Here is a 24,658-nt window from a genome sequence, read left to right as displayed (position 1 = left end):
TGGACGGCTCAGTCCTCACATCTCGACGATGCGGATGGGACCGCGGAGGCCTGCGGGGACCAGGCCGTCCTTGCGCTCGAGGAAGTGCTGCATGCGCGGGTCGCCATCGATCGCACGCTTGATCATCGCGTTGCGGGACGAGGGCCGATACTCGATCTCGAGCGCGTTGCTCCCCGCCCGGAGCGCGCTGGTGATGTCGATGCGCCAGGGTGGGAGGCTGACGCGGCCCACAGCCACCCCGTTGACCCGGACGGCAGCCATTCCAGGAACAGGCCCGACGTCCAGCATGTAGCGCGAGCCCTCGGACAGGGCCGGAGCATCGAAGGTCGCGCGGTACACTCCCGCCTGGCTCTCGTGACGCAGCGCCTCGTCCTGACGCCAGTCGATGAGTCCGGAGCTCCGGCTCTGTTGCCCGACCGAGAGCGACCACTGCGGCAAGGCCCACGTATTGAGTATTCGCGAGCCGAGGTGGGCACTCACCTCGGGGCGAGCGAGGCGCTGTGGCATGGGGATACCACGGATGAGGAACCGCGACTCATACGGCTGCAACGCGAGCCGCAGCCCTCCCTGGCTGTCCGTCGCCACCGGAGTGGCGCCACCGGTAGCTGCATCGAACCACCAGGCCGTGTTCCCTTCGCTTGCCTGGAGAACCACGGACTGGGGCTCCGAGGTCGGATTGACGAGGAAGTCGATGTGGCCCCCGCCCTCGAGGCGACGGCCCTGCCGCCAGAGCGGACTCGCGGACGCAAAGCGGAGTGACGGACCCGGCCGGGCCGCGAGCGCATCCGCGAGCGCGCCAGGGCTGGTCAGCGCCGGCTGCCCGGCCAGGATGTCTCTCGCCAGGCTCTGGACGCGTGCGTCCCCCTCCGCTGCTTGGTGGCGTCCCGGCTGCCGGCGGGGCGGGGGGCCAAGAATGAACACCGGCACGCCTCCGCTCTGGAGCGTACGCGCTGCCGCGAGATCCTCCGGCGCCACTGCCTCGACTTCCGGGAAGACGATGGCGCCGTAGGTCGCGCCCCCCTGGATCTGTCCCCCGGGCAGCAGGCGGCTGTGGAGCGCGTCCCCGTTCACCCAGCTCCAGGTCAGCCCTCGACGGTCCAGCTCATCGAGGAGCGGCCGGACGCGCCGCAGCCACTGGATGCGCTCGTCCACCGTCTCGCTGCTCGGGCCCGGGTCCGGGGCGAACCCCGCTGGGTTGCTCAAGGGGAAGGTGCCGCCGATGAGTGGGAGGTGCGCCTCGCTTTGTCCGTACCCCAGCGAGCGGTACCCGAGGAACGGGTAGTAGATGAGCACGTCCGCCACCGGCTGCCCCTGCCTCAGCAGGTGCTGTGCGCGCCCGATGTACGCGTTGAGTGCCGGGATGTCCTCCCACAGCGAAGCACGAGGTGAGTAGTTCCCGGAGAAGAGCGCGAAGGGGTTCGAAGGCGACGACCATGGGTTCCACCCCGCCTCCCCGAACAGGGCCTCGCGCTCCTCTCTGCGCCAGTCGTATGGGAACCCGTGGTAGATGATGTGGTTCACGCCAGACACCAGCAGCTGGTCGGCCGCCGCCTTGAGCATGGAGGGATCGACGGCGTAGTCCAGTCCCGCCCAGACGAAGGACTCAGAGCTCACCAGCTGGCGGCCGTAGAGCAGCGCCGCGGACGACGCCATGCGGAAGAACTCGCGAGTGCCACCCGCGTAGAGCTGCTCGGTTTCGGGGATGTGGTTGCTTCCCTGGGCGCGGAGGATGTCGAGGTCCAGCCCGTAGCTCTGCTGCCGCGAGAGCAGGCCGCGCGCCTCCGCCCACTCGCGCGATGGATCGCCGAAGCGCTCGATGACCAGGTCCGAGAGCGTGAGCTGGTAGTCGTAGCGGACGCGGGGGTCGAGGTCGCTCAGGGTGAAGCTCGGCGCGCGGGGCGGCAGAAACTCGTTCATGGGCCAGTTGTCCGCCCCGTCGACATAGATCGCGGGAAGGTACGGGCGAAGGTCGTAGCCGCGCCGGCGCTGGAACTCGTCCAGGATGTCGATCGAGCCGAGGCGGTCGATCTTGTACTCGTAGCTGTCGTTGAAGATGCCGCGCAGCGACTTTCCGTAGTACGGCGGCAGCCCGGTGCGCGCGCCGAAGGCGTAGTTGTAGTGCGCGAGAGTCATGTCACCGCGCAGCAGGTCGAGCACGTACCCCGGAGGGTTCAAGGCAGCCAGGGACGGCTGCTCCCCGGTCGGCAGCAGCCACGAGGCCACGAGGACCCAGTCGCCCTCGGGGGCATCCCAGGACAGCCGGCCATCGCGCACCTGACCGTCGACCACCTGGACGCTGGCGGGATCCAGCCGGAGCGTGTCGCTGAGCGAGAAGCGGCTGTGGCCTCCTCCGAGCGGCCGCGCCACCACGACGCTCATCAGCCGCGCGCTGGCCGCGTCGAAGTCCGCGAAGTCCCCCTCGAACAGGAACATGCCGAGCATCGCGGAGGCGTAGGTGTTCAGTCCGGGAGTGGGCCGCGGGATCTCCAGATCCACGCGCCGCCCCCCGCTGAAGGAATGCTCGCTCCAGGCCAGGGTCTGGAGTCCTTCGGCGGGAGTCACCACGGGGCTGCCCGCCGGCCACCCGCTGTAGTGGGACAGATCGATCTGGAGACCGAGCTTGTCGGCATCCTCCAGCATCCCGCGGAGCAGGGCGAAGTAGCGTGGCGTATCGACGGAGAAGACGCGCTCCCGCGCGCTGGTGTCGTCCTTCACCACGCCGCTGGTGTTCATCGCGAACGGCTGCACCTCGGCTCCGCCAAAGCCGGCCGCGCGCAGCTCCTCGAGCTCGCGCCGCAGCTCCTGGGCCTCGACATCGCCACCGGGCCACCACCACCGGGTCCACGGCATCGCGGTTCGCGGCGGCGTGTCGATGGCGCTCCACTCGAACGGTGCCGCAGGTGGCGGTGAGGCTCGTTGTGGGGGCGCCTCATCGACGAACGCGGAGAGCGGCTGCTCCGGTCGGAAGTCGGATGGCTTCATGACCGCCTGGAGCCGCATCCAGACGATCCCAGCAGCGATGCCCGCCGCGATGGTGACGACCGCGATCAGCCCGAGGCCGATACGGAGCGACCACTTGACCCATGTCCGCCAGGTTCTCTTGCCGGGTGTCCCATCACGCGGTGGCGATGGCTGCGTGTCCGTCATGCCGCCATCTTCTCACGCCTGTACAGAGGGGAGGGCGAGGTTCGTCACACCCTCCTCGTCCCACGGTTCAGGGACTGAGCTCCACGCCGATGCCCGGAGCGATGGCCCACAGCCCCCGGTGTCCCGCGAAAGGCGGATACCACTCACCGATGAGCTGCACGCGGAGGCTCGCCAGGAGCGTCACTCCGACGAGCCCCTGGGCTACCGGCCGTGAGCACGAGCTCACTCCCTCGGAGGCGCAGTCCTGCTCGCTCGCGGAGCCCCGCGTGCTGAACTGCCAGCCGCCTCGCAGCGCGAAGAGCGCCTGCGCGAGCGGACTCTGGAGCGCCAGTGGGCGGAGCTCGGGACCCGCGACCGCGGCCACGGCGAAGGGCTCGCCACCGCCCGAGGAGAACACCCGCTGCAGCCCGCGCAGGCCGAGGGCGCCGGTGAGCCGAAGCCCCGGGGGAATCGCCGATGCATCGCTGCCGATGCTCGAGCCCAGCTCGGTGAGGGTGGGCCCCATCGCCAGGTGCAGCACGGTTCGCGGAGGTGCGTAGGCCACGCTGTCGGCGATGAGCTTGCCGGCGAACTGCACCGCACCGGCGCTCTCTCTGGGCTGCGCCTCGGCGAGCCGCTGCACGGCGCTCCCCAGGGCCTGCCGGATGCGCATGAGCGCCAGGTCTCCGCGCCCGGGGGGCGTGCCGAGGTCGCGGAAGTGGAAGCCATAGGCGCCCAGCAGCCGCGTCATGTGCGCGTGCTCCGTCTCGTGCGCTTCCCGCCGCCAGTCCGGCCATGGCTCTGGCGCGAGTCCCGGCACCCGTGGCGGCGACTCGCCCGATGCCGCACGCTCGCAGTGCGCGTTGCTCCAGTCTCGCGGGCCGGGCGTGGTCACGGCGGCGCTGCACGCGGCGTAGAGCCGATCGAGCGACACCTGGAGCAGCACGCGGAAGTCCGCCAGTCCTTCTCCCGCGCAGGTCGCCTCGGCTCCCGGCAGGCCGTCGTACACCGCGCGCATGCACGCGAAGGGCTCCCATCCCGTGCCCGTCTCCGAGGGCACCTCGAAGCGCCAGAGCCCCGCCGCGTCCGACTCCTGCAGCCAGCGCCGCGCGTCGTACATGCCCAGGTAGAAGTCGAAGCTGCGAAAGCTCGTCTCGAAGAAGCCGAAGAAGGCGGTCAGGGGATCGCTCGCGGCGGGGAAGTGCCGGCGCTGCTGCACCATGTGCTGGGCGATCTCCGGCTCCTCCTCCAGGAGGAGGGCGAGCTCCTTGGCGCGCGCCGTGTTCACGAAGGCCGACGCCACCCCTCCGAGCAGCTGCGGCAGGGGAGCCGCCTCGCTGGGGAGCTGGAGGCCGGGCGCGGATGGGTACTCGGTGGCGAAGGGGTCCACGAAGGTGAAGGCGACGTCCGTTGGAGAGCGCCGAGCGCCAGGCTCGGGCACGTCGCGCCAGCGCGGGGGGCCGCCGTCCGCTCCAGGCGCCAGCCCGTCGCGCGCCAGGCCCACGGCCAGTCTCAGGGGCGTGTTGTCGAAGATGCCGCCGTCGACGTAGTCCGCCGAGTAGGCCTCGGTGGCCAGGCACACTCCGGGGCGGGCGGTCGCGCCTGCCTCGCACGTGGCGAGCGGCTGGGGTGCGAAGGCCACCGGGAAGGCCATGGACGCGAAGATGAGGTCGCGCACCTGCGAGAAGGCCACCTCTCCTCGCTCGTCGGTGACGAGCATCGGCTCGCGGCGCGAGCTGCCGGGGGCCGTGTAGTTCGTCACGCGCGGTGGCTGTCCCCACCCGCGGCCCTGGATGCGCAGGGCGAACTTCTCCTCGATGCGTGGCAGCGCCAGCCGCCCGCCCGCCGCGTGCACGAGGCGCGGCTCCACGCGGGTGGCCGACACCCCCAGCACCACGTCACAGGTCGGGGCGAGGCCGCGGCTCCACGCCTCCTCGATGCGGCGCGCCTGGGCCTCGAGCCAGCCGCGAGAGAAGACGCCCAGGGGCGTCACGTCCTCGGGGATGAAGAGGCGGTCGAAGCCGACGGGAATCCACGTCTCCCAGAAGATCGACTGGGTGAGCCCGGGCGCCGCCTCGCCGCACGCGGCGAGCACGGCCAGCAGCACGTTGAGGCTGCCGGCCGAGGTGCCCGTCAGCAGACCCACGTGCTCCACGCCGTGCGCGCGGACGGCGGCGGTGGCGTACGCGAGGAAGCCCGCCTCGTAGGCGCCCAGCGACACTCCACCGCCGACGGTGAGGGCGTGGGTGGATGCACGGGGAGCCGTCTCGGGTGTCGATGGCCCGGCGGCACCGGCCTGGGCTGCACCCGTGACGAGCAGGAGCGCGGCAAGCGCGGTCCGGTGACGCTCACGACCATGTCGCTCCTGTCTCTTCATACCAAGGCTCCTCATATACAGGCGCCAGCCGCATTAGCGAGCCGCTTCTGTCGCGGGGGCGGCCGGGGCGGGGGCGAAGTCGCCCACCGCGCGCGCCAGCTCGAGCCGGGCCAGGCGCACGTTGAGCGACTCGGCGACGGCCGCCAGCTCCGCCTGCGCGAGGGCCGAGTTGGTGTCCGACACCTCCAGGTAGGTCGCGGCGCCCAGCTCGAAGCTGCGCTTCACCTGCTGCGCGGACTCGCGCGCCACCGCCACCTGCTCCTGGGCCGTAGCCAGGTTCTTCTCCGTCGTCGCCAGATCGTTGCGGGCGCGGCGCACCTCGTCGCGAGCCTTCTCCTCGGATACGCGCAGCGTGGCGTTGGCCTCGGCGATGCGTCCGGAGGCCTCTCGCAGCTGCGCCTCGCGCAGGCCGCCATCGAAGATGGCCCACGACAGGCCCAGCCCCACGCTCCAGTTGCTGTTCTGGCCGGTGAAGCCGCCCGCGTTGCTCAGGTTGTAGGTGCCCGTGACGGCGAGGTTCGGCAGGTAGCGCGAGGCCACTGCGCGGCGCTGCCCGCTGGCGACGTCCACACCCACGCGCGCGGCGGCCACGTCGAGCCGTGCCTCCAGGGCGTGCGCCTCGGCGCCAGCGGCGTCCTCCGCGGCCGTCCGCACCGCTGCCTGCTGTTCCGCGGGTGTCTGCACGTCGAAGTCCACGGGGCGGGCCAGGAGCGCCGCGAGTGCACTCCTGGCGTTGTCGTACGCGTTCCGGCTGCGCACGAACTCCTGCTCGGCGCGCGCGCGGTCGAGCGTGGCGCGCAGCACCGCGACCTTAACGGGCGCGTCCACGGGAGGCGGCGGGGGGAGCTGGGCCGGGGCCTGCGAGAGGAGCAGCCCAGCGATGAGTGAGAGGGTGTTCATGATGGGGAAGTCCTGAAGCGTGGGAAAGGAGAGGGGAGCGGAGCGCCCGGCGTGTGGATGCGGCGCGCCGGGCGCGGTTCGGAGTGCGCGTGCCCCCCGGGGATGAGGACGGCTAGACGGCGCCCGGCACGGGGCTCGGATCCGGCTGGGCCTCGGTGGGCCGCGGGGCCTCGGCGTGGCGCTTGCGCGAGGCGAGGCCGTCCAGCAGCGAGTACACCACCGGCACCACCACCAGCGTCAGCACCGTGGAGGTGATCAGGCCGCCGATGATGACCAGCGCCATGGGCACACGCGTCTCGGCGCCATCACCGCGGGCGAGCGCCACCGGCACCATGCCGGCCACCATGGCGATGGTCGTCATGAGTCGAGAGGAAATGAGACCCGGTGACTGGAATGGTTTTCTGGTCAGTCCAGGGCGCACGAAAGCCTCATCCCCGCGCGCCACGACAGGTGTGTCAGCTCTTGTGGGAGGGCGATCCGCGAGGAGGCACAAGACCGCGGATGAAGACGTCGAAGTACGCGTCCAGCGCTTCCCTGAACGGGGCACTGGAACCCAGCGTCAGCAGCTTGACGCTGAACGCCGCGAGTGTCTCCACCAGTCCCATGGCCACCGGGTGGGGGGCTGCGACAGCAAACACTCCCTGCGCATTGCCTTCGGTGAGGATGCGCGCAAGAAGCGCCGTCTCCTTCTCCTGGAGCTCGGGCATGAGGCGCAAGGCCTGCGTACCCATCTCGAAGATGGTCTCGACCTGGAGACGCTGCCCGTGCGCCATGCGCGAGGTCTGCTCCAGCTTGCACTGGATGAACGCCCGGACCTGGTCTTCAGGTGTCGTGGCCCGACGCACGACCGTCTCGAGCTCCGCAATCGCCTGCGCCTGGGAGAGCCGGAGGCATGCCTCGAACAGCTCATCCTTGCTCTCGAAGTGGAGGTAGATGCTGCCCTTGCCGACGCCTGCGCGGCGCGCAATGTCCTCCATGGAGGCCTTCTTGAAGCCGAAGCGGGCGAAGACCTCACCGGCGGCGTTGAGAATGGCTGAGCGAGGGTCGGAACTCATTGACCAGAATAGTAAATGGGTCAGTCAGTCAGCGCAAGCCTCCTTTTCCTCCAGGCGGGATCCCCCTCCCACCAGAGGGCCTGATGCCCGCTCGAGCGTCTGCCTGGCCGGGGCTTGGGTACATGTGCCGGGGCCTTCTCCTGCAATCCCTGGGACGTGGCCTGGCTTGTTTGCACGTGACCGTGGCCGTGAGGGCTGGCTGCGTACGCCTGCTGACTCACCTATCTTGTCCTCCTGGCCAGAAAGGACGACATGGCGCCATCGATGGAAGAGCTGACAGACGATCAGGTCTCCGAGCTCCGAGAGGCGTTCTCCGAGCACGACGGGAACGGCGATGGGCGCATCACCCTCCAGGAACTCCGACAGGCGCTGGAGCGTCTGGGCGAGGAGCCGACCGAGGCGGAACTCAAGGGCCTCCTGGTCAAGGCCGACGCCGACGGCAACGAGACGATCGACTTCTCGGAGTTCCTCGCCTTCATCCGCCGAAGGATGAGCTCCACGGGAGCGGAGGGGGAGATGCGCGAGGCCTTCGAGGCCTTCGACAGGAACCGCGATGGCCTCGTGTCGATCGACGAGCTTCTCCAGGTCATGGAGAGGCTCGGGGAGAAGATGAGCCGACAGGAGGCCGAGGCCAGCCTGCGGCGGGGGGACAGCGATGGCGACGGCCAGCTCTCCTACGAGGAGTTCGTCGCGTTCATGATGAGCCCGCGCTGATCACCCGGTTCGGGCTGTGAACCCGCCTTCCTGGGCGCTGGGGGCTCCAGCCAGTGCGGGCAGGGCGTCTGGACGGTCCCACAGGGGAAAGTGGCTGCAGCCGTCCAGCTTCACCACGCTCAGCCCAGGTCCCGCCCGCTGGGCGCTCTCCAGCATGGAGTGCATGTCCAACACCCGGTCCTTTCCCGGGACCAGCACCGTCCCACGCGGGATGTGCTGGTAGAGCGACGCGTCGCGCTTCCGCATCCACTCCTCGAGCTCTCGGAGGTTGGACACCATGGTGGCGACGCGCTTGGGGTTGAACGGGAAGGCCATGATGAGCTCGCGCTTCCGCTCGTTGTCCAGCGGGCCCCAGGCGCCCCGGTTGCGCCGGGAGATGGGCTCCCTGCGCCACATGGGGACGACGAACGCCATGAGCCAGAGCTCGACGGCCGTCGTCTTCACATAGGGACGAGCCTGCGGGAGCACCGGAGCTTCCAGTACCACCTCCACCTGCTCGAACAGGTCGGGCCGCATCGACGCGGCCTCCAGGATGACGGCTCCACCGCGTGAGTGACCGTGGACGCGGATGTTCCTCGTCCTGGGCAGGTGCTCCAGCGCCTGCACCAGCACGGCGGCGTCATAGGCGATGGAGCCTTCCGGCGCGGTCGGCTCCTTTGCCCAGGGGGCGGACCTGTACCGCGGCTCGGTGATGGGCACGTGGTAGTCGCAGCTCGTCAGCAGGATGAGCTGGAGATCGGGGTCGCGGTAGTAGTGCGTGAAGTAGCGCATGTCGGCCACGAAGCCGTGCATGCAGATGACCGTGGCGCGAGGGTGCTCGCAGCGGCGCTCGGCGATCGCCGCCTTGCCCACCCGGTAGACGTCCCCGTCGAAGGGCTCGCGCCCGGGAGGGCTGCTCTCCCGGTGCAGCAGCCACTGTCGTAAGGCGAGGAAGAGGATGACGATGCCGGCGAGGACGCCGAGAGCCAGGTGCATTCAGTCTCCCAGGGACGGGGACTGGGAGGGTACCAGGGCCGAGAGGCGGGGAGGGGACTCACTCGGTGGGTTCGGCGACGCGTCCCGCATCCATAGGGGTCTGCCCCGCATCCGCGGTTTCGATCAGCCGGCACGCACAGGTGCCCGTGGGAGGCAGCCCGCCATCCTTCATCCTGCGGAACTTGCAGGACATGGTCAGCTCCTTCACCGGGCCCGCCTCCTCGCTGCGTACGTTGGCCAGCATGAAGATGAACCTTGAGTTGCGTCATACGTCTACAATCTCATAGGGTGTGCCTTGGAATATGGGACAAATGAAGACGTCCTCTTTGTATCTCCGAGGGTTGGTGATGGCTGATTCTCGCATACAAGTGTCTTCCAGGGTGCTCTCGATTCTGCGCGAGTCGGGTTGGTCTTCCGCGCGACGAGTAGACGTCACAGACACAAAGGCAAGGATCGAGAAGCAAGGGTTCGCGATTCACCCAGTTGCTCTCGAGATGCTTCAGTCATTTGACGGGCTTGTGCTTCGGGGTGTCACCGGACGTCCGATGCGTATGGATGGGACATCCGCCGCACGGGCGTTCGAGGATGATGAACTGCCCTATCTCAAGGCCCTGTTTCCAGGGCGGTTGTGCCCGATTGGGCAATCCGGTGGCATGATATATTTGGTGGCTGAGGATGGGCGGTGGGTGTCGCTTCATGAGGGGTGGACCGTCATTTATGTGATGAAGTCCATGGATGATATGTTTACGTTCTCTTTGTTGAATGAGAATCCGGGCGCATCTATTCGCGAGTTGAACAACGATGAGATCCCGTCTGGATATTAGCTGCCTCCTCCATTGATCGGGTGCCGCAATTGAGTCCATGGGAGTCATCCACGTGGCCAACTGGGGAAACATGGACGACCCACGCTCGACGCTACGGGCCTGAGTTCAGGTGAATCAACTCGGACACGGTCGAATTGGTGAAGGAGTTTGTGCCATGACAGGGCTTAGCAAGACGGGCAAGGCCAGCCGGCTATTGCGAATCTTTGAACGGTCCGGGCACGAGGGCCGATGGACTCGCGCGTTTGAGAGATTTCCAGCGGCCGCGCGCCAGCATATGCTGCAGATTGCCCAGCTTGCACCAGGAGAGCTTCCAGTTCTGGCATGTTTCCAAGACGAGACTCGGTGGATTCTGATCACTACGGATCGGGTCGTAACCAGCGAGGACGGATATGTCCGGAGTCTCCCCTGGGGCGAGGTCGCAGATGCAACGGTTGATTGGGGGCGTGCGAGCGCGGATCTCGTTTTGGATCCGCGAGGAAAGCTGGCCTTGAGTCGACTCACCATTGTGAGTCATGGCGGTGAATCTGTGGAAGTCGTACTTGAGCCAGGGCCTGCCTTCATGGGCGTTTGGAATGTGCTCAAGTCTGTATGCAACTTCCGCGCGGACTGAATCAAGAGGAGATCCTTTGTTTTGAAGTCTATTGCTGATGTGTTTGCGAGTTCGTTGTTGGATGGGAATCCGAGTATGCTCTTTCGTGAGTTGAAGAGCGATGAGGTACCGCCGGGCTTCTAGTTCCAATTATGCGAGGTGGCACGTGGCCTGGTCTTATGCGTGGATGTTTCGGCGAGCAGTGCAGTTCCCCGAGCAAGACTCGCCGCAAGTGTTCGATGTTGTCGATGGCGTTTACATGGGAGGAGCGCGGATTGTCTGGGCCTTTGTGGTGGATGCTCCCCATCGAGGCCAACTGGGGCTCGCGCGGAGTCTGGTGGAGATGCTCGCGCATGTGGAATGGAGCGGGCACGGGGGCGACCTGCTGGGGGTGCTCGATCGCTTGAAGGTGGCGATCTCCAACGATCACTATGGGGCGAAGACGGGGCGCGCGGGTGGAACCTTCGGCGGGGTCTCGTTAGCGGGGCTTGCCCTATGTGGCGATATGAGTCTCGTCGCGTTCCGGCGTGGCCGGTTCAGGGTGTCCATTGATGGCAGGGAAGTGCTTCCTGAGGAGACTGTTCTGCGGGAGAACGAGCAGTTGAGGCAAATGCCCGAGCGGTACCAAAGCGCAGTACAATTCCCATCGAGATGGCTTCCCGAGCACCCAATGAAGCAAGATGACATGGTGTTTCCCTCCACCGGGGTGGTGGAAGTGGTTCATGATGCTCGGTTTGGCTTCGCCGACGAGGGAAAACCTCGAGTGCTGATTGCGTGTCGAAAGACTGGGAGTGGCTAACAGAAGGCAAGCCACCGGTCCTACTCAGGTTGTCGGTGAAGGTCGCTGCATGCAGAGTTGGGGGTCATGTAGCTCGTTCCGCGGTCGCATCACAGGTCACCGGGACCCGTGCAGCACACACTTCATCCTGATCAGGAAGGAGGCATGGAGCGATGGGGAGGAGGACGACACAAAACACGGAGCGATTAGTGAGACTGGGAAAACTGTTGCAGGAGATCGAGGAGCTTACAAGAGAGCATTCGCTCTACATGCGCGGTGGACCGCCTTGGACGGCGGATAGCGAGGGGTGCATCCTCGAGTGTGACATCTACTCAAATGAACTTCCGGAGTTTGCCAAGGCAAACGGCCTGATTGAGATCTTGCCTGCCTCTGATGTCCTTGATGTCGTTGAGAATGCGCGTCTACAGAAGCCCAGTGTCAGTGATGGGGAGTTGGTAGAGGCATTGAGCCACTACTACAGTCGTGATGCCTTCATTGATCTCGGTTTGAAGTGAGTCGAGGGCAGGGTCGCCGTACTCAGGAGTCATGATTGAACTCCTCGTGAAGATGCTGACGACTCTGATGGACGACGACAGCGCAGCGTGGGGTGACGCTCTCCGCCTGGTAGAGGCCGATGATCACCGGCAGGCGCGGGGCGCCGTTCTCGAAGAGCAGCATGCCCCCTGGCGCTGGGCTACCGCGCGCTGTAGGGCCTGCGGTTCCAGACGGTGGTGCCCCTGGAGTGTGGCCATGTAGACTCGGCGAACCGGTCCACCCGCTGCTGCGCGAGACAGACACGTGGTCAAGTCGCTCTATCTGATTGAAGCGAGCGCGTGGTTGAATGTGGCGACCTGCCGTTCAGTGGGGGCCGTGGTGAAACTCCGAGAGATGGAGGTGGGCATGGTGTCCCCAGGTGAGTGGGGCATTTATGCTTGGTCTAGTCGCGACCAGAGACTGGTTCATCCTGATGATTTTGACGCGTTGGACAGGTTGATCCCGTATGGCAAATTGCTCCGCGTTGCGGGAGTCGATGGGCAATACTGTGTTTTGGAGTATGGCGAGAAGGTATTCCGTGTCGATCCTCAACGGTTTATGCCGAAGCCTGCGCCCCGATTTCGTATTGGCCAGTCTGTTGCCACGCGTGGAGCGGATGAGAAACATGGCGTTGTGGTTGATGTCTTCTGGCATTTCAATCGTGGCGAGCCTTACTACTTTGTGCGATTTGGAAACAAAGTGTCGTCGAAAAGATATTGGGGGGAAGACTTGGAGTCTGGGTGAATGGGCCTGCCCCGAGGCGTGTTGATGTCCATGGCGGTGGTGCATGAAATCGCTCAGGCACACCAAAAGGGCGCGGGCCGTCCATGTCCGTCCAGTCCAGCGCCACCAGGGCTTCGCTGCGCTGTCCCAGCACGTACGGCACCCAGAGTGAGCACAGGCTCCACACTGGGATCGTGGCCAGCGACAGCACTCGCTTGGCGTGCAGATCCTCTTCGAAGAGGCTGGAGAGGGGACTCACTCCGTGGGGTCGGCGACGCGTCCCGCATCCATGGGGGTCTGCCCCGCATCCGCGATTTCGATCAGCCGGCACGCACAGGTGCCCGTGGGAGGCAGCCCGCCATCCTTCATCCTGCGGAACTTGCAGTACATCTCCGCATCGTCGGCGCAGACGGCCTTGGCGACGGCGGGGTCGCAGTCCGAGTCCGCTCGGCATTCGCCTCCATAGGGCACTGTCCCTGCGTCCGGGACTGTCCCTGCGTCGGGCGCGGGGCCCGCGTCCCCTACGGCAGGTTCCGCTGGCGTGGCCAAGAGGTGCGCGTGCTGCCTCGCAGCCTCCTCATGGAAGTCGTCCTGCTCCACGCTCGCCGTGCCACAGCCTCCCGTCACCGCCAGGCCCCAGATTCCCGCGGCCGCGGCGAGCGCCACCACCGTCCGGCTCCTTCGTGCCGCGCCTGCCATCCGTTCCAGGATCATGTCCGTCACTCTCGCGCTCAGGGGGCGGACTCCGGCCCATTATCGCCCCGAAACAAGGATAGTCTTTAATCCTAGAAAGACGGGGTGAAGGACCCAGGGAGTTGTCTCCCGGCGTGGAGATGGCGGGAATGGCTCAGGGCGCAGGCTGGCTGGAGCCGACACCGTCGGCCTGGACGGAGACGCCGCCCAGGGTCTGGCTGTCGATCTCGATCTTCGTCTTGCCTTTGAGCGTGGCGAGCAGATCGTCCACGGCGCGCGCGCGCTTCTCCAGCAGCAGGCGGCTCTCCAGGCGCGGCTTCACCTGCTCGAGCGTCTGCTCCAGGTCCGGCTGGCGGCCGGTGAGCTTCAGCAGGTGCACCCCGCGCTCGGAGACCACCAGGTTCATGTCTCCCAGGGACTTCAGCCCGAAGGCCGCGTCCGCGACGGCCTGCCCCCACTTCGTGGTCAGCTCCTCTCGTGTCTGGAGGCCCAGATCCCCCGCCGCCGCCCGCGACTCCACGTCGTCCGAGCGCGAGCGCGCCAGCTCAGCGAAGGCCACCTTCACCGGGCCCGCCTCCTCGCGGCGCACGTTGGCCAGCAGCTTGTCCGCCTCCGCCTTCACCACGTCCCGCTTGGGATCACTCGCGGCCGAGGCCAGGAACACCTGGCTCACACGCACCTTCTCGGGGCGCACGAACTCGGACTGGTGCTCTTGATAGTACTTGCGCAGCTCCTCATCCGTCAGGGGCTGGGTGGACGCACTCTCCGAGTGCTTCTGGATGAGCTTCTGCACCATCAGCTTCTCCAGGGCGTCCTTGATCTCGGCATCCTTGTCCAATCCCTGTCGCCGCGCCTCCTGGACCAGCACTTCGAAGCGGATGAGGTTGTCAAGGAACTCCTTCTTGGCCTCCAGAGAAGTGAAGCGCGAGCGGATGAGAGGTGGTTGCTCCTCCAACTTTGCCTGGAACTCGCGGGCCGTGATGGTCTCGTCTCCTACCTGGGCCACCACGGGTTCACTCTTTCCCACCGCGCCTTCAGAGCCACCCCCTGAGCCCTTGCAGGCGGAGCAGAGGAGCAGGGCGACGGCAACGGCAAGAATGGCTTTCTGAGGGGTCATGGAGAGGGGTTCCAGCGGCGAGTCCCAAGGCCACAGCCCTGAGGGCGCGGCGTCGGGCGGCGCGGACCCTACCAGAAGGAAGCCCGGATTCAAGGCGTGGCAACTGTTCACTCCTGGAACGGCTTCGGGTAGATCTGGGCGCTCGAGCGATGGCGCGGGGGCCACCTCATGATCCTAGGACTCTCTTCGTGCATCGCTTGATAGGCATTGCGTGGGTGGCGGCGGTCTGGCTCTGGGCCTGTGGAGGCAAGCCTTCTCCAGAGCCGACGCCCCCCGCGAGCCCCGAGCCTGGCGTGCAGGGTGTCGTGGCACGCTTCAGGGGCGGCACCATCACCCGCGAGGAGATGCAGCGCGAGGCGTTGCGGCTGCCCCCCACGCTGCGCGAGCAGTTCGAGAGCACGGTAGGCCAGCGCGAGTTCCTGCTGTCCATGGTCGACAAGCGATTGATGGTGGAGGAGGCCCGGCGCCGGGGGATTGCCCAGCGGCCCGAGATTGCCCGCCAGGTGCGGGAGCTCGAGGAGCGGCTGATCGTCCAGGCGCTGCTGGCCGAGGAGGAGCGCGCGGCCGGGCGGGCGTCGGAGGCGGAGCTTCGGGCCTGGTACGACTCGCACAAGGCGGACTTCGCGCAGCCGGAGCGCGTGCGTCTGGGGCGGGTGCTGGCCGCGGTGCCGGCGGGTGGCACTGCCGCGGAGCGCACCCGGGCGCGTGCGCGGGCGGAGGAGTTCGCGCGGCGGCTGCGCACCGAGCCCCTGGCCAAGGTCCAGGCGCTGGGGGACGGGCCCGAGCGGGCGAAGAACGGGGAGCTGGGCCTGTTCGCGCGGGGAGAGCTGAAGGACCGGCGCCTGGAAGACGCGGCGTTCGCGCTGCTCAAGCCCGGGCAGATCTCCCCGGTGGTGGAGACGGCGGAGGGGTATGCCGTGCTCCAGCTGATCGAGCGGAAGGAGGCACGGACGCCTTCTTTCGAGGAAGTGCGGTCGGATGTCGAGGGGCGGCTGGGCCCGGTGCGCCAGCGCAAGGTCTTTGACGCGCTGAGATCGCAGCTCCGAAGCGCGGCGGATGTGCAAGTCGAGGTGTCGGCGCGTCCCTGACGCGGCGAAGGGAGAGGGGAACACAATGCAGCGACGATCCGCATCGCGCCTGTGGGCGCTGGGTGTCGTGCTGGCGCTTGTCTGCGCGGTCCCAGGCGCCGCGATGGCGCAGCAGCCTGCGTCGTCCGTGGTGGCCATCTTCCCCCTGCAGCCGATGCAGCCCGGCGCGCGCGCGGTGGAGCTGGGCTTCGAGGTGGAGGGGGCCGCCTCCCAGGTGGCGGTGAGCGTCAAGGGAACCTCCGCCTCGACCGGCACCTTCGCGGAGCTGAACCGGGTCATCGTGTCGAGGGATCAGGCCGGCGCCATTGCCTTCCACCTGCTGGTGCCGTTCACAGCGGGGCTGCCCGCCGACGGCAAGCTGGAGGTGCGGGCCGCGCCGGTGGTCGCCGACGAGGATCCGGAGGCTCCCCTCCGGCAGATCACCTTCGATGTGCGCTCGCCTCCGCCCGGCTTCGCGGCGGACGCGGTGAGCGTGAAGGCCTCGACGGACACGAAGCAGCTGATCGTCGAGGTGTCCTATCAGGGCGGCGCGGATCGCGTGGCGAAGGCGGAGCTGACGGTGATGGGCGCCTCCGCGCAGCTGCTGCGGACGGTGAAGGGCGATCTGGACGAGGCGGAGGCCCATTCCTTCGCCATGGGGCGCCGGCTGGTGGCGCACCCCCGCCTGGACACAGCGGGCAAGGTGAGCTTCTCCGTTCCGGTGCGCACCGAGACCATCCCGCCAGACGGCGTGGTCGTGGTGGACGTGGCGCTGGAGGATCCGTTCGGTCGCGCGGTGCACACCTCGACGGTGGAGTTCACCGACTCCACGGCCTTCGATCCGGTGCTGGATCTGAGCATCAGCCCTTCGCCGCTGCTGCTGTCCAAGGGGTTCGGTCAGCGCGAGCGCCTGCAGGTGAAGGCCATCTTCGCCGTCGCGGGCGAGGTGGACGTGAGCGGTGGCTCGCACGGCGCGACCTACAAGTCGCTGAACGAGGCGTTCGCCACGGTGACGCATGACGGCCTGGTGGTCGCGCGCGCCAATGGCGAGACGGAAGTGGAGGTCAGCTACGCGGGGCGGACGAAGAAGGTGCCCGTGGTGGTGGACTCCAATGCGGTGATCCAGTCGCTCTACATCGAGCCGGGTTCTCCCAGGATCGAGCGCGTGGGAGGCACGGTCCAGCTGTCCCTGAAGGGTGTGCTCGCCGGCGGCGGACCGTCGCGAGTGGTGGATCTGACGCCCGCCGTCGTCGGCACGGTGTGGTCCACGGAAGATGGCGCGCTCAGCCCGCTGCGCGTCTCGCCGGACGGCAAGGTGACGTCGCTGCGGCCTGGCGTGGACAGCATCATCGCCAGCATCCCGGCGCTGAACATGTCCGTCAGCGTGCCGGTGGAGGCGAAGGATGGCCCGCCCGAGATCCGACTGAATGCGCCCTCCACCGTGGTCGCGGGCGGCAGCCTCGAGGTGAAGGCGATCGCCTCGGACGACGTGGGCGTGACGCAGGTGGAATTCCTGGTCAATAACGTGCCCACCGTCGTGGACACCGAGCCGCCCTACGTGCTGCAGGTGAAGGCTCCTCCTCATGGGGGCAGCACCCTGAAGATCGGGGCGCGAGTGAAGGACACGGCTGGCGTGATGGTGACGGCCATGCCGGAGCTGCAGGTGAAGGTGGTGGGAGTGCCCCCTCCCAGCTCGCGCAAGGTGGTGTACGAGTCGCCGCTGGCGGGCCAGGTCCTCGTGGCGGGGCTCCCGCATACGCTGCGCGTGACGAGCGGCAACTGGCGCAGCGGTCTGCTGAAGCCGGAGGACTTCCAGATCGTCCGCTTCTCGGTGGATGACGCGCCGCTGGGCGCGTCGGAGACGCCTCGCTCCGAGGTGAGGATGCGAGAGACGGCGGAGGGCCTGGTGCCCGTGGTCGTCCCCCTCTGGGAGGTGAGCTTCATTCCGCCGAGGTCGGCGGCTGGCACGTCCGCCGTCATCCGCGCGGCGGCGGTGGATGGAGCCGGCGCCCTGGTGCCGGTGGAGGCCCTGGTGGTTCGCATCGCCGCGGACTCTCCACCCCTGCTGACGCTGAGTCGTCCGGTGGGGCCCCAGGCGGACGCCGCGGTGGGCGTCCCGCTCGTGGTGTCGGGCACGCTCGGAGACGATGCGCTGGCCTTTGGCGTGGATGTGAATCTGCTGGTGGATGGCGCCGTCGTCGCCAGCACCCGCCTGGCGAAGGGAGGCCTGGACGGCACCGCCGCGGGCTCCCAGGACTTCCTGTTCAGGTGGGTGCCTCCCGCCAGCAGCCTGGGGAAGCAGGTGAGGGTGGAGGTGCAGGCCATCGACGTGGGCGGCAACGAGCGGCGCGCGTCCTTCATGGCCACCGTCAAGGAGGATGCGCCTCCGCAGATCACCATCCTCAACCCCATCAACAGCACCACGATCATCGCCGGCTCGCGCATGCCGCTCTCCGCGACCGCGACGGATGACTCGTCGGATCCCGTGCAGGTGTCGTGGTTCGTCAACGGCACGGCGGTGGGCCTGTCCAGTGTGCCGCCGTATCAGGCTCAGTACATCGTCCCCTCCTCGGCCGCGGGGCAGACGCTCCTCGTCGAGGCGGTGGCCCGTGATTCCTCGGGTCATGAGAAGAAGGTGTCGGCCTCCGTGTCCGTCTCCCGGGATGTGGCGCCGCCTTCCCTGGCCCTCATCACACCGCTCGACAACGTGGAGGTGGTCAAGACCGAGGATCTGCTGATTGGCGTGGGCGGGTTGGACGACGTGGAAGTGGCGCGCGTGGAGATCTTCTTCGACGAGGTGAAGGTCTTCGAGGACACGGCGCCGCCACCCAATGGCAACACCCCGGGCTCGTTCGTCACCCACTACGTGCTCCCGGCGGTGAAGCTGCAGAGCGGGGCGGAGCACCGCATTCGCGCTCGGGCCTATGACAGCTCCGACAACGTGGGGTTCTCGCCCGAGGTGCGCATCAAGGCCGTCGCGGATGTGGCCCCCACCGGGGAGATCAAGCGTCCCCAGGCGAACACGGTCGCGACGATCGGCACGAAGCTGGAGGTGCTCGTCGATGCCCGTGACGACGTGGCTGTGACCAAGGTGGAGATCTTCCTGGATGGCCAGAGCAAGGGCTCGCGCACCGTGCCGCCATTCCGCTTCGAGCATCTCCTCTCCTGCGAGGACTTCTCCAGCCCCTGCACTCCACGGACGGCCATGCTCAAGGCGGTGGCCACCGACAGCGGTGGAAAGACGGCCGAGTGGACCGTGCCCCTGGCGATTCACGCGGACGAGAAGCCGCCACTCGTCGCCTTCCGCTCTCCCGGTGCGGGCGCTCGCGTCTTCGTGGGCCGCACGATCATGGTGGACGTCGCCGCGTCGGACGACGTGGCGGTCGACTCGGTCGAGCTGTTCATGAATGGCACGCCCGCCGAGCAGGTGGGGGGAGCCACGGGGGACGGGCTCTACAAGATCTATCGCTTCCGGGCCGTGGTGCCGTCGGGTGTTCCCGAGCCGGAGCTGCGCGCCGTGGTCGAGGACACCTCCGGACTGACGACGGAGCGGACACAGAGGGTGCTCGCGGTGCCGGATCTGCCGCCCACCGTCACGCTGCTCTCTCCTCCGCCGGGCAGTCCTTATAAGGAGGGCGAGGATGTGCGCCTGTCGGTCTCCATGGGAGATGACGACGGGGTGGTGGGGTGGGTGGGGAGGTCCGGAGGAGCGCTTCAGGGCCAGTGGCCGCCCGCCACCGTGAAGGACGTGACTTCGGCGCAGTGGGTCGTGGTTCGCGCGCCCATCGTCCACCTGGGGCAGGAGGACAAGGTCGGCGTCGCCGTGCGCGATACGGGAGGCAACGAGACGGTGCGCGAGGTGCGCCTGAGCGTGGCGCCCGACACCCAGCAGCCCTCGGCCGTGATGGTGACGCCGCCGCGCAGCTCGGAAGTGATGGAGGTGGCGCAGGGGGGATCGCTGGGCTTCCGCGTGGATGTGCGCGACGACGTGCGCGTGACGCGCGTCGCGTTGCTGCGCAGCGCGCTGAATCCCGACACGGGCTATGAAGACTACCGGCCGAATGGCGAGGATCCCCTTCGCGTCAGCTCCGAGCGCTTCGAGGAGATCAGCACGCCGGATGCCGATGGCTCGGACACCCTCGTCACCGGTCGTGAGTACGTTGGTACCTTCGCCGGGACCGTGAGCCTGCAGGGGTTCACGCTGGACAGGCAGTACAAGCTGATGGCGCGGGCCTACGATCCCGCTGGCAACTACTTCGACACCCATGTGGTGACCATCAAGGTGATGCCGGCGGTGGATCGCACCCCGCCTCACGTCTCCCTGTCGCTGTCGGGCACGCCGGACGCGCTCACGTGCGTCGCGGGCTCCACGGTGGAGCTCACCGTCTCCGCCAGCGATGACACGCAGGTGAGCTCCCTGAACGTCAAGGTGGATGGCGTGGAGCAGACGTTGACCTTCACGCCGGGCAAGGCCTTCAGCCAGAAGCTCACCATCCCGCTCCCGTCACTCCCCAGCGGCTCTCGGAGCCTCTCCTTCACCGCCAAGGCGGTGGACTCCACGAACAAGATCACCGAGACGAGCCTGACCCGGCAGCTGGTGCCGGACGCCCAACCCGTGGTGAGCCTGCTGCGTCCCTCCGCGGGCGCCTCGCTCACCGAGGAGCGGCGCGAGCCCGTCCAGGCCGAGCTGAAGGACGACGTGAGGATCGCCTCCGGCCTGATCGCGCTGACGACCCGGGCTGTCAGCCTGGCCGAGGGAAGTCCGGACGCCTTCGGAGTGGCTGCGCCGGACGCAGCGGCGGGTAGCCCGGCCTCGTCCGTGCTGTGGAGCTTTGGCGCGGCGCAGGCGTTCCAGGTGGAGGTGCAGCAGGGGGCCCTCAAGGTGCTTCCCCACACCTCCAATGAGCTGGGCGGTCAGCCCGGCCATGTGACGCTCGAGGTGGGCGGCTTGCCGTCCAGCCAGAGCGCGAAGGCGCGCATCACGTATCGCTATCGCATCAACGCGGAGCGCGAGAACCACCCGGATGTGGTGGCCTTCCTGGCGGACAACCCTGGCGGGCGCCGCGAGGAGCTGATCGGCGGCTCACACGACACGCTGGAGCTGTCGTTCCCAGCCGCCTACATGGTGGTGGACGAGATCGACGTGGAGCTGCTGCCCGAGTCCTCGACGGGGGCGCTGGCCGTCTCGCGCACGGGGATCGTGTACGACACGTCCGGCGTGCAGGTGCGTGCCAGGGCGGCGGGTGAGTGGCTCACGGTGGCCCGGCTGGACACCCAGCACTCGTCGCCCGGACGTCCGCTGCGCGCTCAGGTGGACCTGCGGCCCCCCATGGGCTGGGCGCCCCGGGCGGCGGAGCTGAGCGCCTTCGCGCGCGAGACCGTCAGCACGGGTGAGGCCCAGCGCTCGGTCGCGTCGATCCAGGTCGGCGTGCGCGCGGACACCCAGCCCCCCGTGGCGGCGGTGAAGCAGCCGCTCAACGGCAGCTCGGTGGTGGCGGATGCGGAGGTGCCGGTGACGCTGTCCTTCCAGGACAACGTCGAGGTGGAGTCGGCGGAGCTGCTCGTGGATGGCTCGCCGCGTGAGACGTTCGTGCGGCCCGGCACCACGGAGCAGCGCAAGGTGGTGCTGCGGACTCCCTCCAACGGCGCGCCCGTGTCGCTGTCGGTGTTGGCGCGGGACAGGGCGGGCAACGCCTCCCTGTCCAACCCCGTCTTCGTGGATGTGCGTCCGGATGGGGCGCCCACCGTGCGTCTGGTGAAGCTCGAATCGACCGTGGAGCGCATCTCCGAGGCCGAGCTGGAGAGTGGCTTCGTCCGGCTGCTCCAGGGCACCGAGGCGCGGCTGGACTTCGAGGTGAAGGATGACGTGAGGGTGGCCTCCATCGAGGCCAGGTTGGGCGATCTGATCGTCTATCCCCCTCCGAACTCGCCGCCGCCCGCCTCGGCGAGCGTCTCGGCCCACCTGAAGTTCACTCCGCCCGTCAGCCGAGATGGAGCGCCGTCCGTGCTGACCATCACCGCCAGCGACTCGCACGGCAAGACGAGCACGACGCGGCTGGTGGTGGAGGGGCGCCGGCCCAGCGCGCCCGCGGTGGCCATCGCCGTGCCCACGGCCGATGGCGCCACCATCACCGAGGGCAGCATCCAGTTCTTCCTCCAGGCCGTCGCCGGGGACGACACCCAGGTGAAGCAGCTGGAGTTCTTCATCAACGGCCAGCCGGCGCTGAAGGTGATGGAGCCCCAGGCCCGGCGGATCGAGGTGCTCTCTGATCGGCTCGGGTCCGATGGGCTGCCCATCGCCGCGGACGAGGACCTCCAGGCGGCGGCCCAGCAGATCGAGGATCCGACGTTCCACGATGTGACGCGGCTCAAGAGCTATGGCGGGATGGTGAGCCTGCCACCGGGCATGGTGGCGATGGGGCCGAACCAGTCCCCGGTCACGCTCAACGTCCGGGTGCTGGCCACGGACGTGGAAGGCCATCAGTCCACGGACGAGCGGGCGGTCGTGGTGGTCGAGGACACCACTCCCCCGGTGGCCCAGGTGCTGCGGCCCGGCTTCGCGCAGACCGTGGTGGAGGGGACTCCCTTCGTGGTGGAGGTGCTGGCGCACGACGATGTCTTCGTCAGGAACGTACAGATCCTCGCGGGCCCCACGCCGGCGACGCTCGTGCCGGTGCACTCGGCGGGCGGCTTCCCGCCGGTGAACGCCAACCCGGGGGCCTCGTTCGGCGTCTACGCACCGCTGGTGCGCCACGAGCTGGTGGCGCCGCTCATGCAGGGGGGGTGTCCCACCAGTGGGTACGTGGAGCACTTCGTCCAGGCCCGAGCCTGGGACGTGAACGACAACGCGGTCCCGGATGAGCTGCGGTCCACCCAGCTCCTCCACGTGACGTGCGACACCAGACCCCAGGTGTCCATCGTCTCCCCGCGCAACGGCCAGTCCGTCGTGGAGGGCAGCACCGTGACGGTGCAGGTGTCCGCCACCGATGACGTGGGCATGGACTCGGTGGTGCTCACCGCCACCGCGGGCTCGGTCGTGCAGACGCTCAGGCTGGAGCGGCCGCCCTTCGTCTTCCGGGTGCCCGTGCCGTCGGGTGCCTCATCGATGACGCTGAAGGCCGTGGGGAGGGACTCCTACATCCAAGAAGAAGGGCACGTCGGGAACAGCCAGTTGGTGACGCTGCAGGTGGTGGAGGACACTCCTCCCACCGTGGCGATTGCCCAGCCTCGCGGTCCCACGCTGACGGAGGGGCGTGACTTCGGCCTCGTGGTGGCCGCGCAGGACGACGTGAGCATCTCCTCGGTGGAGGTGCTCGTCGAGGGCGGGGTAAACGGGCCGCTGCGCTTCACGGGCACCACCCGGCCGTACTCCTTCCGCGTGCCGCTGCCCTACGGCTCGGCGGGCCGGACGCTCACCTTCCGCGCCGAAGCGGTCGACTCGAATCAGCAGAAGTCCGTCGCCCCCCTGCTGACGATTCCGGTGGTGGCCGATACGCAGCAGCCCACGGTGAGCTTCCTCTCTCCGAGGAATGGCTCGGGGATCATCCGAGGACAGACCCTGGAGATCGAGGCGCTCGCGGATGACAACGTGGGCGTGGTGAGCGTGGTGTTCTCCCTGGCGGGAAGGACGCAGCCGCTGGCGACCATGCCCGCGCCTCCCTACCGCTTCACCTATCGGGTACCCGCGGATGCCGAGGTGGGGACCCAGCTCACGTTCAACGCCGAGGCCACCGACACCTCCGCGCTGAAGAAGCTGGCGGTCCCCGTCACCGTCACGGTGCAGGAGGACCATCCGCCCCAGGTGAGCTGGGAGAAGGCGCCGGTCCAGATGGTGGAGGGGCTCACGCACACCTTCCAGGCGAAGGCCGAGGACACGGTGGGCATTGCCCACGTCTCGCTGCACGTGGGGCAGGGCGCGTCACTGCCCGAGGTGGGCCGCCGCTATGTGCTGCCCTATGACTTCCACTTCGTGGCACCGTCGGCGAGCGAGCCGCCGGTGCCGCTGACGGCACGCCTGAAGGCCGTGGACCTCGCTGGCCACGAGGCCTGGTCCGAGCCCCGGCAGATACTGGTGGTGAAGGACCAGGAGCCGGCGGTGGCGATCCAGGCGCCTGCCTCCGGCTCGAGCGTCTTCGCCGGGCAGACGGTTCGTATTCAAGCGGAGGCCACCGATCCGGATGGCGGCATCCGCCAGGTCATCTTCCTGGTGGACGGCAAGCGTGTGGGCGTGGCCAACCAGCCAGCGGGCATTCCGGGCAAGCCCAATGTGTACGTCGGCACCTTCGTCGCGCCCGTGGCCAGTGGCAACCGGACCCTGACGCTGAAGGCCGTGGCGGTCGATACGGCGGGCCACGAGAAGTCTTCCGCGGAGGTGGTGGTGGGCACCGTCCGCGACACGGTGGCACCCGAGGTGGAGCAGGTGAATCCACCGCAGGCCGACGTCGTCACGGAGGGTGCGCAGCTCGTCCTGACCGCCGCGGCGCGGGACAACTCCTCGATGAAGAGCGTCGAGTTCTGGGTGGCCGGCGAGAAGCTGGGGAGCACCTCGGCTCCTCGGGCCGGACCTCCCAACGCCTCCGGCCGGTACCTGTATGACAGCCCCGAGCCCTGGCTCGTACCCGGCGGCCTGGCGGGGCAGAAGATCCGCCTCTACTCCGCGGCGGTGGATGCGTCCGACAACCGGACGGAGTCGGGGATGGTCGACGTGGAGATCGGCCTGCGCCCCAGGGCCACCCTCACCCCGTTCGCGGGGTCGGCCGTGCTGGGGCCCGTGGCCTCGGGCTCCAATGGCCGCGTGGTGGTGGGAGGCTCGGGCCTCGATGAGCAGACCTCCTCGACCGGCAGCGCGCTCGCTTTTGCCCAGGTGGCCGAGGGGAACAACCCGATCCTCGGGCTGGGCCTGGTGCCGCTCGATGGGCCCCCTGGCGCCACCACCATCTCCGGTCCGTACGCCCTGGTGGCGACGGCGTCCCGCGGCCAGAGCGGTGGGACGTACGCGCCCCCGATGCTCTCCGTGGTGGACGTCGAGACGCGCATGCGGCTCGGCAGCGTGGACGTGCCCGGCAATGACGTGCTGGGCGTGGCCGCGAAGGATCGCGTGGCGTTCGTGGCCAACGGCTCCGCGGGAGTGGTGGTGGTGGACTTTGGCGCCCCGACGGCGCCGCAGCGCGTGCTGACCGTGGCCGT

General features: G+C 68.1%; 16 protein-coding genes and 1 pseudogene (1 of these 17 only partly in view). 7 read left to right on the top strand and 10 right to left on the bottom strand.

Features of this window, described 5'->3' with window-relative positions:
- Positions 1-15 precede the first annotated feature (15 nt).
- From KY572_RS11760 to KY572_RS11740, 5 genes and pseudogenes are all read right to left on the bottom strand, one after another.
- On the bottom strand, positions 16-3,147 hold the full coding sequence (locus KY572_RS11760; protein ID WP_224242665.1) for a glycosyl hydrolase: 3,132 nt from the start codon (positions 3,145-3,147) through the stop codon (positions 16-18).
- A 67-nt stretch (positions 3,148-3,214) separates the two neighbouring features.
- Positions 3,215-5,503 (bottom strand): patatin-like phospholipase family protein, encoded by a 2,289-nt coding sequence (locus KY572_RS11755; RefSeq protein ID WP_224242664.1) that lies wholly within the window; start codon positions 5,501-5,503, stop codon positions 3,215-3,217.
- A 33-nt stretch (positions 5,504-5,536) separates the two neighbouring features.
- Entirely contained in the window at positions 5,537-6,403 is an 867-nt protein-coding gene (locus KY572_RS11750; protein WP_224242663.1) for a TolC family protein, read from the bottom strand.
- Positions 6,404-6,515: 112 nt separating this feature from the next.
- A pseudogene (locus KY572_RS11745) lies at positions 6,516-6,767 on the bottom strand (efflux RND transporter permease subunit); the annotation flags it as partial.
- A gap of 91 nt (positions 6,768-6,858) precedes the next feature.
- Positions 6,859-7,458: a TetR/AcrR family transcriptional regulator gene (locus KY572_RS11740; RefSeq protein WP_224242662.1), complete on the bottom strand. Its 600-nt coding sequence runs from the start codon at positions 7,456-7,458 to the stop codon at positions 6,859-6,861.
- Between the two features lie 264 nt (positions 7,459-7,722).
- On the opposite strand from KY572_RS11740, the gene KY572_RS11735 reads away from it, so the two are divergent.
- Positions 7,723-8,172 carry an EF-hand domain-containing protein gene (locus KY572_RS11735; protein WP_224242661.1) on the top strand — a complete coding sequence of 150 codons (450 nt, stop codon included), beginning with the start codon at positions 7,723-7,725 and terminating at the stop codon, positions 8,170-8,172.
- On the opposite strand, the gene KY572_RS11730 is transcribed toward KY572_RS11735, so the two are convergent.
- Positions 8,173-9,147: an alpha/beta hydrolase gene (locus tag KY572_RS11730; protein WP_224242660.1), complete on the bottom strand. Its 975-nt coding sequence runs from the start codon at positions 9,145-9,147 to the stop codon at positions 8,173-8,175. It lies immediately after the preceding gene.
- Positions 9,148-9,205: 58 nt separating this feature from the next.
- The gene (locus KY572_RS11725; protein ID WP_224242659.1) at positions 9,206-9,391 is read right to left on the bottom strand and encodes a hypothetical protein; all 186 of its coding nucleotides are present in this window, start codon (positions 9,389-9,391) and stop codon (positions 9,206-9,208) included.
- A gap of 67 nt (positions 9,392-9,458) precedes the next feature.
- Between KY572_RS11725 and KY572_RS11720 the strand changes: the two genes are divergently transcribed.
- The 3 genes from KY572_RS11720 (at position 9,459) to KY572_RS11710 (ending at position 11,853) form a co-directional block, all read left to right on the top strand.
- Positions 9,459-9,971: an SUKH-3 domain-containing protein gene (locus KY572_RS11720; RefSeq protein WP_224242658.1), complete on the top strand. Its 513-nt coding sequence runs from the start codon at positions 9,459-9,461 to the stop codon at positions 9,969-9,971.
- A 755-nt stretch (positions 9,972-10,726) separates the two neighbouring features.
- Positions 10,727-11,359, top strand: coding sequence for a hypothetical protein (locus KY572_RS11715; protein ID WP_224242657.1), 633 nt, complete (start codon positions 10,727-10,729; stop codon positions 11,357-11,359).
- A gap of 152 nt (positions 11,360-11,511) precedes the next feature.
- Positions 11,512-11,853, top strand: a complete 342-nt coding sequence (locus KY572_RS11710; RefSeq protein WP_456077664.1) for a DUF7716 domain-containing protein — start codon at positions 11,512-11,514, stop codon at positions 11,851-11,853.
- A 22-nt stretch (positions 11,854-11,875) separates the two neighbouring features.
- Here KY572_RS11710 and KY572_RS11705 read toward each other — a convergent pair whose 3' ends face one another.
- On the bottom strand, positions 11,876-12,016 hold the full coding sequence (locus KY572_RS11705) for a hypothetical protein (protein WP_224242655.1): 141 nt from the start codon (positions 12,014-12,016) through the stop codon (positions 11,876-11,878).
- A gap of 120 nt (positions 12,017-12,136) precedes the next feature.
- Here KY572_RS11705 and KY572_RS11700 point away from each other — a divergent pair, with 120 nt between their 5' ends.
- On the top strand, positions 12,137-12,616 hold the full coding sequence (locus tag KY572_RS11700; RefSeq protein ID WP_224242912.1) for a DUF6960 family protein: 480 nt from the start codon (positions 12,137-12,139) through the stop codon (positions 12,614-12,616).
- A gap of 234 nt (positions 12,617-12,850) precedes the next feature.
- On the opposite strand, the gene KY572_RS11695 is transcribed toward KY572_RS11700, so the two are convergent.
- Entirely contained in the window at positions 12,851-13,309 is a 459-nt protein-coding gene (locus KY572_RS11695; RefSeq protein ID WP_224242654.1) for a hypothetical protein, read from the bottom strand.
- A gap of 133 nt (positions 13,310-13,442) precedes the next feature.
- Positions 13,443-14,405 (bottom strand): peptidylprolyl isomerase, encoded by a 963-nt coding sequence (locus KY572_RS11690; protein WP_224242653.1) that lies wholly within the window; start codon positions 14,403-14,405, stop codon positions 13,443-13,445.
- A 305-nt stretch (positions 14,406-14,710) separates the two neighbouring features.
- Between KY572_RS11690 and KY572_RS11685 the strand changes: the two genes are divergently transcribed.
- Both KY572_RS11685 and KY572_RS11680 read left to right on the top strand, forming a co-directional pair.
- Positions 14,711-15,493: a peptidyl-prolyl cis-trans isomerase gene (locus tag KY572_RS11685; protein ID WP_224242652.1), complete on the top strand. Its 783-nt coding sequence runs from the start codon at positions 14,711-14,713 to the stop codon at positions 15,491-15,493.
- Positions 15,494-15,518: 25 nt separating this feature from the next.
- A protein-coding gene (locus KY572_RS11680; RefSeq protein ID WP_224242911.1) for an Ig-like domain-containing protein crosses the window boundary here: on the top strand, positions 15,519-24,658 show its 5' end (the start). It continues 20,647 nt past the right edge of the window; 9,140 of the gene's 29,787 nt are visible here — the first part of the coding sequence; the start codon lies at positions 15,519-15,521; its stop codon lies beyond the right edge, outside the window.

This window comes from Hyalangium gracile, from assembly GCF_020103725.1.
Classification (GTDB): Bacteria; Myxococcota; Myxococcia; order Myxococcales; family Myxococcaceae; genus Hyalangium; species Hyalangium gracile.
The sequence above is the reverse complement of the archived record's forward strand: the minus strand, read 5'-3'. Positions and strand labels throughout refer to the sequence as shown.

Coding starts and splice junctions, on each gene's coding strand:
- KY572_RS11730 (WP_224242660.1), bottom strand. CDS start 9,147: ATGCACCTGGCTCTCGGCGTCCTCGCCGGCATCGTCATCCTCTTCCTC.
- KY572_RS11755 (WP_224242664.1), bottom strand. CDS start 5,503: ATGAAGAGACAGGAGCGACATGGTCGTGAGCGTCACCGGACCGCGCTT.
- KY572_RS11740 (WP_224242662.1), bottom strand. CDS start 7,458: ATGAGTTCCGACCCTCGCTCAGCCATTCTCAACGCCGCCGGTGAGGTC.
- KY572_RS11710 (WP_456077664.1), top strand. CDS start 11,512: ATGGGGAGGAGGACGACACAAAACACGGAGCGATTAGTGAGACTGGGA.
- KY572_RS11690 (WP_224242653.1), bottom strand. CDS start 14,405: ATGACCCCTCAGAAAGCCATTCTTGCCGTTGCCGTCGCCCTGCTCCTC.
- KY572_RS11760 (WP_224242665.1), bottom strand. CDS start 3,147: ATGACGGACACGCAGCCATCGCCACCGCGTGATGGGACACCCGGCAAG.
- KY572_RS11720 (WP_224242658.1), top strand. CDS start 9,459: ATGAAGACGTCCTCTTTGTATCTCCGAGGGTTGGTGATGGCTGATTCT.
- KY572_RS11695 (WP_224242654.1), bottom strand. CDS start 13,309: ATGATCCTGGAACGGATGGCAGGCGCGGCACGAAGGAGCCGGACGGTG.
- KY572_RS11735 (WP_224242661.1), top strand. CDS start 7,723: ATGGAAGAGCTGACAGACGATCAGGTCTCCGAGCTCCGAGAGGCGTTC.
- KY572_RS11705 (WP_224242655.1), bottom strand. CDS start 12,016: ATGCTGCTCTTCGAGAACGGCGCCCCGCGCCTGCCGGTGATCATCGGC.
- KY572_RS11750 (WP_224242663.1), bottom strand. CDS start 6,403: ATGAACACCCTCTCACTCATCGCTGGGCTGCTCCTCTCGCAGGCCCCG.
- KY572_RS11725 (WP_224242659.1), bottom strand. CDS start 9,391: ATGCTGGCCAACGTACGCAGCGAGGAGGCGGGCCCGGTGAAGGAGCTG.